Consider the following 12,422-nt stretch of genomic DNA (forward strand, 5'->3'; position numbering starts at 1 on the left):
AGTATCAGACTGGCGCCCTGATTCATTTAGACAGTCGGTGGCGTTTCAGGTTGATCGGCGGCATCTTCACTGCGATGCAGCGCGACCTGGCGGATCGACAGGCGAATTTCCGCCGGTAATACACGTTTGGCCACGCCTTCGGCCAGCTCCCCCAGCAACTCGTGATGGCTGAGCTTGCCGGCTTCGTCGCGCCGCAGCACGTCGAGGTCGAGCAGGGTCTGGATGAAGTGGCGGAACAGGCTCTTGTCGAAGAACTCGGGAGCGTTGAGGCCGTGCAGGATCGACAGGCGCTGGGCCATGACTGTGCACAGGTCCTCCAGTTCTTCGGCGCTGAGGGTGTTCTGGCCGCTGTTGAGCAGCAGCGAGATGGCCATGTAGAAACGCTGCAGGGTCTGGGCGATGCTCTTGGACAGCAGGGTCAGCAACACGAAATGTCGCGAGCTGGGGGCCGGCCGCAGGTACACATCGTTTTCCAGGCGCAGCAGGCCTTGCTCGACAAAGGCTTCCAGCCATTGGTCGATCACCGCGTCCAGTTCGTCCAGCGACCAGCGAATGAACAACTCCGATTGCAGGTACGGGTACAGCGCGCGGGTATAGCGCAGGATCTGTTCGCGGTTCATCCGCGAGGCGCTCTGGAAGAAGCTGGCGAGCAATGCCGGCAGGGCGAAGATGTGCAGCACGTTGTTGCGGTAGTAGGTCATCAGGACGGCGTTTTGCTCATCCAGATAGAGAATCTTGCCCAGTGCATCGCTTTGTTCGGACAGCAGGTCCATGTCCTTGACGTGTTCGATCAGCGCGCGGCCGTCGCCTTCGGGCAAGGTGGTGTGCGGCGAGTAAGGTACACGGCGCAGCAGCGCCAAATAGAGGTCGAGCACCCGCGCCATGGCCCGGTCGTCCAGCGCCAGGCGGCTGGTGGAGAGTAATGCCAGGGCCACCAGGTTGACCGGGTTGATCGCCGCCGCCTCGTTGAGGTGACGCGCTACACGCTCGCCCAGGCGGTTGGTGGTTTCGTTGAGCCAGGCGGGCTTGAACTGCGGGCCCAGGTCCTGGCAGCGCCAGTCCGGTTGCTCGCTGTCGAGAAACTCGGCCAGTTTGATCGGCTCGCCGAAGTTCACCGCGACCTGGCCGAAGCGCTGCTTGAGTGCGCCGATGACTTTGAAGATATCGAAGATCGACTCTTTCTTCTTGCTCGCACCGCGCAATTCACCCAGGTAGGTACGGCCTTCCAGCACCCGCTCGTAGCCGATATAGACCGGCACGAAGACGATGGGCATGCGCGACGAACGCAGGAAACTGCGCAGGGTGATGGCCAGCATCCCGGTCTTGGGTTGCAGCATGCGTCCGGTGCGCGAGCGGCCGCCCTCGACGAAGTACTCCACCGGGAAGCCCTTGGTGAACAGGGTGTGCAGGTATTCGTTGAACACCGAGGTGTAGAGCGGGTTGCCCTTGAAGGTGCGACGCATGAAAAACGCCCCGCCACGCCGCAGCAGGCCACCGATCACCGGCATGTTGAGGTTGATCCCGGCGGCGATGTGCGGCGGGGTCAGGCCGTTGCGAAACAACAGGTAGGACAGCAGCAGGTAGTCGATATGGCTACGGTGGCACGGCACGTAGATCACTTCGTGACCCTGGGCGACCTTCTGCACACCCTCGATGTGGTTGACCTTGATGCCGTCGTAGATCTTGTTCCAGAACCAGCTCAGCACCACTTCCAGAAAGCGGATCGCGGTGTAGGTGTAGTCCGAGGCGATCTCGTTGCCGTACCGCAGGGCCTGGGCCTTGGCTTTTTCCGGCGAAATGTTCTCGCGCTCGGCTTCGTCGAGGATCGCCTGCTTGACCAGCGGCTGGTTGAGCAGGCCCTTGACCAGGTTGCGGCGGTGGGAAATGTCCGGGCCGATCACCGCGGCCTTGAGGTTGCGAAAATGCACCCGCAGGATGCGCTGGGCCATGCGCACGGTGCGTTCGTGGCCCTTGTTGTGGTCGATCAGTTCGCGCAAGTGAATCGGTGCGGAGAACTGCACCCGGGTCTTGCGTCCCAGGATCATGATACTCAGCAGGCGACGCAGGCGGCCGGTGACGGCCCAGCTGTCGGCGAACAGCAGCTTCCATGGGCTCGATTCGCTGTCTGGCGACTGGCCCCAGAACACGCTGACCGGAATGATCTGCGCGTCTTCGACGGCGTTCTGGCTCAGGGCGCTGACCAGGCGAGTCAGGGTCGGCGGTGCGCCGCGCTTGTCCTGGCGGCCGAGCCAGTCCGGCTCCGGTGTCAGGTAGAAGAACGCGGCCGGCTCCAGCAGGCTGCCCACCGATACCGGCAGCACCGGACGCGGCAGACCGGCCTTGGTGCACTCGGTGTCGAGCACGGCGAGGTCGGTCAGTGAGGGGTTTTGCAGGACGTAGAACACCGGGCGACTGCGGTCGAGGTTGAGGGTAAAGGACGACTGGTTGATCGTCTCCGAGCGGACCCAGAGGTACAACAGTCGGCGCAAGGTGCCAAACACTAGACGGCGGAGCGGGGAGCGGGTCATACGGCTTCTGCTTTGAGTTGGATAAACCGAGCAAGCGCTCGGGGCCGCTAGTGTGCCGTATTCGTCGAAAATCGGCAAAAAGGTGGCGAAGTATTGTTGAGTTGAGAGTTTTTGCGGCTGGCATATACTCGGCCAGCCGTTTGCCACTATCGACCCGGATGTTTACCGATCATCGAGTCCTGGCAAACGTACTACAGGCTTGTCCATGAACAAGCCGACTTAATAATAAAAATGGGAGTACTGATTGATGGCAACGCGCGAGACCGGCAACGTGAAGTGGTTCAACGACGCCAAGGGTTATGGCTTCATCCAGCGTGAGGGGGGCGCCGATGTATTTGTGCACTACCGTGCGATCCGTGGCGAAGGCCACCGCTCGCTGGTCGAGGGCCAGCAGGTGGAATACGCCGTGGTGGACGGGCAGAAGGGGTTGCAGGCTGAGGATGTGGTAGGGCTGTAAGCTCAGGTCCTCAGTACACGCAAGACCAGTGTGGGAGCGGGCTTGCCCGCGAAAGCGGTTTGGCACTCACATCAATGCTGGATGTGCCATCGTCTTCGCGGGCAAGCCCGCTCCCACAGGTTGAGTAGGTGTACCCAAAATTTGCGAACACCCAGAACCAATGTAGGAGCTAGCCTGCTAGCGATGTGAGCCGGTCCATTCAACATCGATGGTGGCTGACATACCGCCATCGCGGGCAAGCCCGTTCCCACAGGTGATTAAGCAGTTTTCCAGGTGATCTCTTCTTCACCGTCAGCGCTGATGCGCATCCAGCGATCAGCCGATTCCTCACCTTCTTCCTCGACCCAGGTCCCCGGCGCGCAGCGTACTTCGACGTTCAGCGCGGCAAACGCGGCGCGGGCGCAGGCGATGTCGTCGTCCCATGGGGTCTGGTCGCTTTCCAGGTACAGGCTGTTCCACTTGCCCACGGCTTTTGGCAGCCAGGTAACGGGCACGTTGCCGGCCTTGCACTTATAGGTCTGGCCTTTCTGCACCCAGTCGGTGCAAGGGCCCAGCGCAGCGCCGAGCCAGGCAGCGATGGCCTTGTAGTCGACGTCGGCGTCTTTGAGGTAAATCTCGATATCGGGTTGGCGCATGGATGTTCCTCACGGCAAGTTTCGAAAAATCCATTCGCGGATTTAGCCGGCCCACGCCATTGGCGGGGGCCAAAAGTTAAAGGGTTATTGCAGTACGAAGTAATCGTAGCGCATCGACACACTGACCTCGAACGGCTCGGCCTGTTCGATCACGGCCGCCCGGCGTTCGGCGCTGGCGCGCCAGCCGTGGGGGGTCATGGCCAACAGGTTGGCACGATCCTGGGGGTGTACCAGGTTCAGTTTGAAGTCCAGGGTCTCGCTGTGTTGCAGGGTCATGCCTTGCGGCACCAGCGCCAGGTGCTTGTCATCGGTGTACTCACGGACTTCGTCGTACAGGCGCTCACGCAATTCCATCAGGTGACCGCTGGTCGGGCCGACTTTCATCAGGCCGCCGCCAGGGCTGAGCAGGCGCTTGGCCTCCTGCCAGTCGAGCGGGCTGAAGACGCTGGCCAGGAATTGGCAGCTGGCGTCGGCCAACGGCACCCGGGCCATGCTGGCGATCAACCAGGTCAGCTGTGGATTGCGCTTGCAGGCGCGCTTCACCGCTTCGCGGGAGATATCCAGGGCATAGCCATCGGCGGTGGGCAGGGCTGCGGCGATCTGCGCGGTGTAGTAACCCTCGCCACAGCCGATATCCAGCCAGCGTTGCGGCGCGCGTTCGGCGGCCAGTTCAGCCAGGCGCTTGGCCACCGGGGCGTAATGCCCGGCGTTGAGGAAGTCGCGTCGGGCTTCGACCATGGCCTGGTTATCACCCGGGTCACGGCTGTTCTTGTGCTGTACCGGCAGCAAGTTCAGGTAACCCTGGCGGGCGCGGTCGAAACGGTGCCCGGCCGGGCACGTCACACCGTTGTCGACCGCGCTCAGCGGCGCGCTGCAGATAGGGCAGGCGAGCATCAGGCGAGCAACTTGATCAGGGTCTGGTAGTAGATTTCGGTCAGCACGTCGAGATCGCTGGCCAGGACCCGCTCGTTGACCTGGTGGATCGTCGCGTTGACCGGGCCGAGCTCGACCACCTGGGTGCCCATGGTGGCGATAAAACGCCCGTCCGACGTGCCGCCGCTGGTGGACGCGTGGGTGTCGCGACCGGTGATGTCCTTGATGCTCGAGGCAACGGCATCCAGCAAAGCGCCGGGCTCGGTGAGGAACGGCAGGCCGGACAGGGCCCAGTCGATGTGCCAGTCCAGGCCGTGCTTGTCGAGGATCACGGCGACCCGCTGTTGCAGGCCTTCAACGGTGGACTCGGTGGAGAAGCGGAAGTTGAACACCGCCACCAGGTCGCCGGGGATCACGTTGGTCGCGCCGGTGCCGGAATTGACGTTGGAAATCTGGAAGCTGGTCGGCGGGAAAAAGTCGTTGCCGTGATCCCAGTGCTCGGCGGCCAGTTCGGCCAGGGCCGGGGCGGCGAGGTGGATCGGGTTCTTCGCCAGGTGCGGATAGGCCACGTGACCTTGCACGCCGCGCACGGTCAGCTTGGCGCCCAGGGAGCCACGGCGACCGTTCTTGACCACGTCACCCACCAGGGTGGTGCTCGATGGCTCGCCAACGATGCACCAGTCCAGACGCTCCTGGCGCGCAGCCAGGCGCTCGACCACCGCCTTGGTGCCGTGGTGTGCCGGGCCTTCTTCGTCGCTGGTGATCAGGAAGGCAACCTTGCCCTTGTGGTTCGGGTAATCGGCGACAAACCGTTCGGCCGCCACGGTCATTGCCGCCAGGCTGCCCTTCATGTCGGCTGCGCCACGCCCGCAGAGCATGCCGTGTTCGTCGATCAACGCGTCGAACGGGTCGATCTGCCAGGCCGCCACCGGACCGGTTGGCACCACGTCGGTGTGACCGGCGAAGCACAGCACCGGACCTTCCTGCTGGCCGTGGGTGGCCCAGAAGTTATCCACATCTTCGATGCGCATCGGCTCCAGTAGAAAACCGGCATCGCCCAGACGCTGCATCATCTGCTTCTGGCAATCGGCATCGATCGGCGTCACCGATGGACGACGAATCAGGTCGATGGCGAGTTGGAGGGTCGGCGAAAGGTCGGCGTGGGCCGTCATGTAGGACTCCGGAAGATCTAAATGTGTAGGAGCGAGCTTGCTCGCGATAGCGCAACCAGCCTCAACATAGAGGTTGAATGTGACGGACTCATCGCGAGCAAGCTCGCTCCTACAGGTATTGGGTTTGGCTCTTGGGCCAGGGCGCGCAAAATGGCGGATATCTTAAAGCAAAACGGCGACCATTGGCCGCCGTTTAGTGCATCGCTACAGATTTAGACCGCTGGTTGGGTTTGCACCTCGGCCGAAGGTTTTGGCAGCGACGACAGGAAGGCCATGATCAGCGCCGCCAGGTACGGCAGCGACTGCACCAGCAGCATGGTCACCCAGAAGCGCATGTCGTTGCTTGGCAAGCCTTGCACCAGGCAGATGCCCAGCGCCGCGCCCCACAACAGAAACATGATGAACATCTCTTCACGGGCTTCCGAAATGGCCAGCCAGAAGCCGTGGCTATCGGCATTTTTCGGCGTGCGGATGAACGGAATGCTGCTGGTGAAGAAGCCGTACAGCACCGCCTTGGCGATGGTGTGGGACAACGCCAGGCCGGCCAGCGCCGCGCAGAATGCATCCTTGAGGTTGACCCCCACCGCACGACGGTAGAGGAAGATGATCTTGCCGACCTTGAACACGAACAACGCCAGGGGCGGGATCGCGAAAATCAACAGCGGCGGGTCGACCCGGTGCGGCACGATGATCATCGCCGCCGACCACAACAGGGCGCCCACGGTGAAGAAGATGTTCATGCCGTCGGCCACCCACGGCAACCAGCCCGCGAGGAAGTGGTAGCGCTGGCCACGGGTCAGCTCGGTGTCCTTGCCGCGGATCAGGCTGGCGGTGTGGCGCTTGATGATCTGGATCGCGCCGTAGGCCCAGCGGAAACGCTGCTTCTTGAAGTCGATGAAGGTATCGGGCATCAGGCCCTTGCCGTAGCTGTCGTGGTAGTACGCCGCCGACAGGCCTTTCTCGAATACCCGCAAGCCCAGCTCGGCGTCTTCGCAGATGCACCAGTCGGCCCAGCCGAGCTCTTCGAGCACGGTACGGCGGGTCATGGTCATGGTGCCGTGCTGGATGATCGCATCGCGGTCGTTGCGCGTGACCATGCCGATATGGAAGAAGCCCTTGTATTCGGCGTAGCAGAGCTTCTTGAAGGTGCTTTCGTTCTGGTCGCGATAGTCCTGTGGCGACTGCACGATGGCGATTTTCGGATCGGCGAAGTGCGGCACCATGTGCTTGAGCCAGTTGGGGTGCACGCAGTAGTCGGAGTCGATCACCGCGATCACTTCGGCGTCCTTGGCGGTGTGCGGCAGCAGGTAATTCAGCGCGCCACCCTTGAAACCGGCCAGGGGCGCGACGTGGAAGAACTTGAAGCGCGGGCCGAGGGTTGCGCAGTAGTCGCGCACTGGTTCCCAGACCGCCGGGTCCTTGGTGTTGTTGTCGATGATCAGGACTTCAAAGTCCGGGTAATCGAGGTTGGCCAGGGCGTCGAGGGTCTGTTTGACCATTTCCGGCGGCTCGTTGTAGCAGGGCACGTGAATCGACACTTTGGGGCGGTAGTTCGAATCACCCAGGACCGGCAGGAACTCGCGCCGGCGCTTGTGAATCCACACCGCTTCGGCCAGTTCATGGGCCTCGGTGAGCAACACGATAAACACCCCCAGGGCACCGAGCGCGAGCAGGAAGCCCACCGTCAGGCTGAACCAGGTGCTGTATTGCTGGCTGTAGTCGTAGCCGATCCACACCAGCACCGAACCGCAAAGGAACGCGATGAAGGTCAGGAAGGTCCGGCCACGCTGGCGCAGGGCCGAGCCGTCGATCATCAACAGGGTCAGGGACAGCAGCGCCAGGACCACGGAGCCGATGGCGAGTACCCGCCATTGGGGGATCGCGACGACCGGGCCTTCAAAGTTGAACTTCTGCTGGCGCGCAGCGTTGAACACGCCCCAATAGGCGCCTACCGAGCCTTCATCGCTGGCTTTCCACGGCTGGTCAAAAGCTTCAATCACGAAGTAGTTGAAGCCCTGGCGGTTGAGCTTGTTGACCAGGGTGCGCAGGTAAATCGCCTGGTCAGCGGGAGTGGCATCGGCACCGCCGCGCATGCGACCGTTGCTCGGCCAACCCACTTCGGAGAGCAGCAGGGGTTTTTTCGGGAACATCTTCTTCAGGTCGCGGGCGCGGTCCAGGACGAACTGGCCTGCCTGGTCCACCGGGACGAACTCCCAGTAGGGCAGGACGTGGGCGGCGATCAGGTCGACGTGCTTGGCCAGCATCGGGTTTTCTTCCCAGACGTGCCATTGCTCGGAGGTGGTTACCGGGACTTTGACCGCGGCGCGCACCCGATCGAGGATCACGCTGAGCTGCTCGGCGGTGATTTCCTTGCGGAAAATCGCTTCGTTACCGACCACTACCCGCACCACGCTGCGCGAGGTGTTGGCAATCTCGATGGCGCGCAGGATCTCCCGTTCGTTGCGTTCCAGGTCCGGGCTGATCCAGATGCCGAGGGTCACGCGCAGGCCGAACTCTTCCGCCAGCTTGGGAATGTCGCCCAGGGTGCCGTCGACGGAGTAGGTGCGGATGTTATCGGTCAGCTTGCTCATGATTTCCAGGTCACGACGCATTTCTTCGTCGGACGGAAACTGGTTTTTCTGCGGGAACTGGCCTTGCTGGAACGGCGAGTAGGAAAAACCGGAGATCTGCTCTGGCCAGTTGGGGGTCGTGACCGGGCGGTTGATCAGCGCCCAGAAACCAGTGAACAGCGCGGCGATTGCCAGCACTACCACCAGGTTGAGTCCAAATTTACGCGATGACATGGCTATTTCGGGTTCCAAAAGGTGCGGAACGAGGGGGTGGTCGGCTTACCGCCAAAGGGCGCGCATCCTACACTGGGCCTTCACTGACCGTATAGCAGACAGGGAAATGCCGGACATTGGGCAACCTACTTTCACATTAGTTCTTACACTTGTAGCCAGAAGGTGAAAACTTGTCGGCCCGTGGCCCTATAATGCGCGCCGGTTTTTAGGGTAGTGGTCATGAGTACAGAAGATCCGCGGTTTGCTGGCATCGCCCGCTTGTATGGCATTGAAGGCCTGGCCCGCTTGCGCGCGGCCCACGTGGCAATTGTCGGCGTCGGTGGCGTAGGTTCCTGGGCGGCGGAAGCCATAGCCCGTTGCGGGGTGGGCGAGATTTCCCTGTTCGACCTCGACGACGTCTGTGTGAGCAACGCCAATCGGCAATTGCATGCCTTGGACAGCACGGTGGGCAAACCCAAGGTCGAGGTCATGGCCGAGCGCCTGCGCGGGATCAATCCCGAGTGCACGGTGCACGCGGTGGCGGACTTCGTCACCCGCGAGACCATGGCCGAGTACATCACGCCGAATATCGACTGCGTGATCGATTGCATCGACAGCGTCAACGCCAAGGCCGCCCTGATCGCCTGGTGCAAGCGCCGCAAGATCCAGATCATTACCACTGGCGGCGCTGGCGGACAGATTGACCCGACGCTGATCCAGGTCTGCGACCTGAACCGCACCTTCAATGACCCACTGGCCTCAAAAGTGCGTTCGACCCTGCGTCGCGACTACAACTTTTCCCGCACCGTGACCCGCCACTACAGCGTGCCGTGCGTGTTCTCCACGGAACAACTGCGCTACCCGAAACCCGATGGCAGCATCTGCCTGCAGAAGAGTTTTGTCGGTGACGGCGTCAAGCTCGACTGCGCCGGTGGCTTTGGCGCGGTGATGATGGTGACCGCGACCTTCGGCATGGTCGCGGCGACCAAGGCTGTGGACAAGATCGTCGCGGGAGTGCGACGGCCGGCGGACAAGGTCAAGCCTCAGGCTTAATGGTCGGCTCTGATGGCCTTGTCGCGAGCAGACGGAGCACCGGCCGGCTCTCTCCCGCAGTGGATCTGTGGCGAGTACAAATCCCCTTGTGGGAGCGAGCCTGCTCGCGATGGCGATTAACCCGCCAACTCATTCATCCGCTGCAACACCGCGTTCAAGCCATTGCTGCGGGACGGTGAGAGCTGGCGGCTGAGGCCCAGTTGGTTGAACCAGTCTGGTAAGTCCACCTGTTGCAACTCTTGCGCGGACAAGCCATTGACCCGCGCCAGCAGCAATGCCACCAGCCCGCGAATCAACCGTGCATCGCTGCTCGCGGCAAACTGCCAGTGACCGTCGTGCAGTTCACCCACCAGCCACACCTGGCTTTCACAGCCGTGCACGCGGTTGGTTTCGGATTTGTCGGCTTCATTCAAGGGCGGCAGGCGGTCGCCCCATTGCATCAACAGGCGCGCCCTTTGTTCCCAGCCGGCGGCGGCCTGGAAGGTGTGCAGGGCGTTGACGGCCTCGGCGGGCAGGTTCATCGCAACAGCTCCAGGGCTTGGTCCAGGGCTTCGAAGAAGCGCTCAAGGTCTTCGGAGTCGTTGTACAGCGCCAGCGACACACGAATGGCCCCGGCCAGCTCGAAGCTCTTGAGCAATGGCATGGCGCAGTGATGACCGGCGCGCACGGCAATTCCCTGTTCTGTGAGCAGGTGGGCCAGGTCGGCGTTGTGCACGCCCTCGACGACAAAGCTGACCAGTGCCAGTTGGGGTTTGCCGAGTAGCCGGATGCCATTGCGCGCCAGCAGGCCCTTCAACAAGTACTCATGCAGCGCCGCTTCGTGGGCCGACACCGCGTCCTGATCCAGCCCTGCCAGGTAGTCGAGGGTCGCGCCCAGGCCGATCACGCTGGCAATCGGCGGGGTCCCGGCTTCAAAGCCCAGGGGCGCCGGGCGGAACCGTGCGTCGTGGTAGTTGGCGTCCAGCACCATCTCGCCGCCGAACTGCCAGGGGCGCAATTGCTCCAGGGCGGCGTTGCGGCCAAATACCACCCCCAGACCATCGGGCCCGTAGAGTTTGTGGCTGGAAAACACATAGAAGTCGCAGCCCAGCGCCTGCACGTCGTGCCGGCCATGAACCACGCCCTGGGCACCGTCGATCACGGTCAAGGCGTTGTGGGCCTGTGCCAGGGCCAGCAGGGGCGCCAGTGGCTGCCAGGCCCCCAGTACGTTGGACAATTGGCTGACTGCCAGCAACCGGGTGCGGGGCCCGATCAGTGTGCTGGCGGCCTGCAGGTCGATCACGCCGTCGACGTCCAGTGGCAGTACCACCAGTTTCAGCTCGCGACGTTTGGCCAGTTGTTGCCAGGGCAGCAGGTTGGCGTGGTGTTCCAGGGCGCTGATGACAATTTCATCGCCCGCTTGGAAAAGGTGTTCCAGGCCATAGGCCAGGAGGTTCAGCGCAGAGGTCGCGCCGTGGGAGAAGATGATTTGCCCGCTGGTTTGCGCATTGAGCCAATGCGCGACTTTGTTGCGGCTGTCTTCGAACGCTTGCGTGGCATGGGCACCGGGCAGGTGTTGCGCCCGATGGACGTTGGCCGCACCGTTGGCGTAGTAGTGCGCCAGCGCGTCGAGCAGGGCTTGGGGTTTCTGGGTGGTGGCGGCGTTGTCCAGATAGGTCTGGTCTTGCCGTTGCAGGGCGGCGATGGCCGGGAAATCGGCGCGCCAGGGTGAGGGAATCATCATGCTATCGGGCCCTGCAGGAGGTACGCCGAACCCCTGTAGGAGCGAGCATGCTCGCGAAAAACGCATGGATGATGCGGGCTGTCTGCTTTCCCGCGTTATCGTTGACGTCCATCGCGAGCATGCTCGCTCCTACACAGGTATTCGAGTGACGCTTAGTTGTGAGCGTGCAGCGCTTCGTTCAGTTCGATGGCCGACTTGTGGGTCTTGCATTCCACGGCGCCGGTCTGCGAATTGCGGCGGAACAGCAGGTCGGACTGACCGGCCAGCTCACGAGCCTTGACCACTTTGACCAGTTGGTTGTTTTCATCCAGCAGGGCCACTTTGGTCCCAGCGGTGACGTACAGGCCCGACTCGACAGTGTTGCGGTCGCCCAACGGAATGCCGATACCAGCGTTGGCACCGATCAGGCAGCCTTCGCCGACCTTGATCACGATGTTGCCGCCGCCCGACAGGGTGCCCATGGTGGAGCAGCCGCCGCCCAGGTCCGAACCCTTGCCGACGAAGACACCAGCCGACACGCGGCCTTCGATCATGCCCGGGCCTTCGGTGCCGGCGTTGAAGTTGACGAAACCTTCGTGCATCACGGTGGTGCCTTCGCCCACGTAGGCACCCAGGCGGATCCGCGAGGCGTCAGCGATACGCACGCCAGCCGGCACTACGTAGTCGGTCATTTTCGGGAACTTGTCCACCGAGAACACTTCCAGCAACTCGCCACGCAGGCGCGCTTCGAGTTGATGTTCAGCCAGTTCGCCGAGGTCGATGGCGCCCTGGCTGGTCCAGGCTACGTTAGGCAACAGCGGGAAGATCCCGGCCAGGTTCAGGCCGTGCGGCTTGACCAGGCGGTGGGACAGCAGGTGCAGTTTGAGGTAGGCCTCAGGGGTGGAGCTCAGTTGTGCGTCTTCGGCCAGCAGGGTGGCGACCAGCGGCTTGTGGCTTTCCGCCAGGCGGGTCAGCAGGGCGGCCTGGGTGGCATCGATGGCTTTCACGGCTTCGGCCAGTTGCGCGGCCTGGGCGGTAGTGAACGCGATGGCCTGGTTGCCTTCGGTGTAGCCGAGGATCGGGGCAACGGCGGCGATCAATTCGGCCGACGGGTTGAGCAGGGGTTGGGCGTAAAACACTTCCAGCCATGTGCCTTGACGATTCTGGGTACCAACACCAAAGGCCACGCTGAACAGGGTAGTGGACATGCAATTACCTC

At 62.5% G+C, this 12,422-nt stretch carries 10 protein-coding genes; 2 read left to right on the plus strand and 8 right to left on the minus strand.

The features are described from left to right. Nucleotides 1-26: 26 nt before the first annotated feature. On the minus strand, nt 27-2,528 hold the full coding sequence (plsB, locus tag CKW24_RS07925; protein WP_095166761.1) for a glycerol-3-phosphate 1-O-acyltransferase PlsB: 2,502 nt from the start codon (nt 2,526-2,528) through the stop codon (nt 27-29). Nucleotides 2,529-2,775: 247 nt separating this feature from the next. On the opposite strand from plsB, the gene CKW24_RS07930 reads away from it, so the two are divergent. After that, the gene (locus CKW24_RS07930) at nt 2,776-2,985 is read left to right on the plus strand and encodes a cold-shock protein (protein WP_095166762.1); all 210 of its coding nucleotides are present in this window, start codon (nt 2,776-2,778) and stop codon (nt 2,983-2,985) included. Nucleotides 2,986-3,242: 257 nt separating this feature from the next. Here CKW24_RS07930 and CKW24_RS07935 read toward each other — a convergent pair whose 3' ends face one another. The 4 genes from CKW24_RS07935 to CKW24_RS07955 all read right to left on the minus strand — a co-directional run bounded on the left by CKW24_RS07935 (nt 3,243) and on the right by CKW24_RS07955 (nt 8,469). Further along, nucleotides 3,243-3,620 (minus strand): hypothetical protein, encoded by a 378-nt coding sequence (locus CKW24_RS07935; protein ID WP_065932867.1) that lies wholly within the window; start codon nt 3,618-3,620, stop codon nt 3,243-3,245. Nucleotides 3,621-3,704: 84 nt separating this feature from the next. After that, nucleotides 3,705-4,514: a putative RNA methyltransferase gene (locus CKW24_RS07940; RefSeq protein WP_095166764.1), complete on the minus strand. Its 810-nt coding sequence runs from the start codon at nt 4,512-4,514 to the stop codon at nt 3,705-3,707. Further along, nucleotides 4,514-5,665 (minus strand): succinyl-diaminopimelate desuccinylase, encoded by a 1,152-nt coding sequence (gene dapE, locus CKW24_RS07945; protein ID WP_095166765.1) that lies wholly within the window; start codon nt 5,663-5,665, stop codon nt 4,514-4,516. Before dapE ends, CKW24_RS07940 begins: the two co-directional genes overlap by 1 nt. A gap of 212 nt (nt 5,666-5,877) precedes the next feature. Then, nucleotides 5,878-8,469 (minus strand): glycosyltransferase, encoded by a 2,592-nt coding sequence (locus CKW24_RS07955; RefSeq protein WP_095166769.1) that lies wholly within the window; start codon nt 8,467-8,469, stop codon nt 5,878-5,880. A gap of 219 nt (nt 8,470-8,688) precedes the next feature. Between CKW24_RS07955 and tcdA the strand changes: the two genes are divergently transcribed. Further along, complete coding sequence (tcdA, locus tag CKW24_RS07960; protein ID WP_371917577.1) at nt 8,689-9,501, plus strand: tRNA cyclic N6-threonylcarbamoyladenosine(37) synthase TcdA; 813 nt, start codon at nt 8,689-8,691, stop codon at nt 9,499-9,501. Between the two features lie 116 nt (nt 9,502-9,617). On the opposite strand, the gene CKW24_RS07965 is transcribed toward tcdA, so the two are convergent. The 3 genes from CKW24_RS07965 to dapD all read right to left on the minus strand — a co-directional run bounded on the left by CKW24_RS07965 (nt 9,618) and on the right by dapD (nt 12,411). After that, nucleotides 9,618-10,022: a SufE family protein gene (locus tag CKW24_RS07965; RefSeq protein ID WP_095166772.1), complete on the minus strand. Its 405-nt coding sequence runs from the start codon at nt 10,020-10,022 to the stop codon at nt 9,618-9,620. Next, the gene (locus tag CKW24_RS07970) at nt 10,019-11,224 is read right to left on the minus strand and encodes an aminotransferase class V-fold PLP-dependent enzyme (RefSeq protein WP_095166774.1); all 1,206 of its coding nucleotides are present in this window, start codon (nt 11,222-11,224) and stop codon (nt 10,019-10,021) included. Before CKW24_RS07970 ends, CKW24_RS07965 begins: the two co-directional genes overlap by 4 nt. Nucleotides 11,225-11,376: 152 nt before the next feature. After that, nucleotides 11,377-12,411: a 2,3,4,5-tetrahydropyridine-2,6-dicarboxylate N-succinyltransferase gene (dapD, locus tag CKW24_RS07975; protein ID WP_095166776.1), complete on the minus strand. Its 1,035-nt coding sequence runs from the start codon at nt 12,409-12,411 to the stop codon at nt 11,377-11,379. Nucleotides 12,412-12,422: the final 11 nt, after the last annotated feature.

It is taken from the genome of Pseudomonas sp. Irchel 3H3 (genome assembly GCF_900187635.1).
Lineage (GTDB): Bacteria > Pseudomonadota > Gammaproteobacteria > Pseudomonadales > Pseudomonadaceae > Aquipseudomonas.

Excerpts from the sequence above, each read along its gene's own strand:
- plsB (WP_095166761.1), bottom strand. The coding sequence starts at position 2,528 with ATGACCCGCTCCCCGCTCCGCCGTCTAGTGTTTGGCACCTTGCGCCGA.
- CKW24_RS07930 (WP_095166762.1), top strand. The coding sequence starts at position 2,776 with ATGGCAACGCGCGAGACCGGCAACGTGAAGTGGTTCAACGACGCCAAG.
- CKW24_RS07935 (WP_065932867.1), bottom strand. The coding sequence starts at position 3,620 with ATGCGCCAACCCGATATCGAGATTTACCTCAAAGACGCCGACGTCGAC.
- CKW24_RS07940 (WP_095166764.1), bottom strand. The coding sequence starts at position 4,514 with ATGCTCGCCTGCCCTATCTGCAGCGCGCCGCTGAGCGCGGTCGACAAC.
- dapE (WP_095166765.1), bottom strand. The coding sequence starts at position 5,665 with ATGACGGCCCACGCCGACCTTTCGCCGACCCTCCAACTCGCCATCGAC.
- CKW24_RS07955 (WP_095166769.1), bottom strand. The coding sequence starts at position 8,469 with ATGTCATCGCGTAAATTTGGACTCAACCTGGTGGTAGTGCTGGCAATC.
- tcdA (WP_371917577.1), top strand. The coding sequence starts at position 8,689 with ATGAGTACAGAAGATCCGCGGTTTGCTGGCATCGCCCGCTTGTATGGC.
- CKW24_RS07965 (WP_095166772.1), bottom strand. The coding sequence starts at position 10,022 with ATGAACCTGCCCGCCGAGGCCGTCAACGCCCTGCACACCTTCCAGGCC.
- CKW24_RS07970 (WP_095166774.1), bottom strand. The coding sequence starts at position 11,224 with ATGATGATTCCCTCACCCTGGCGCGCCGATTTCCCGGCCATCGCCGCC.
- dapD (WP_095166776.1), bottom strand. The coding sequence starts at position 12,411 with ATGTCCACTACCCTGTTCAGCGTGGCCTTTGGTGTTGGTACCCAGAAT.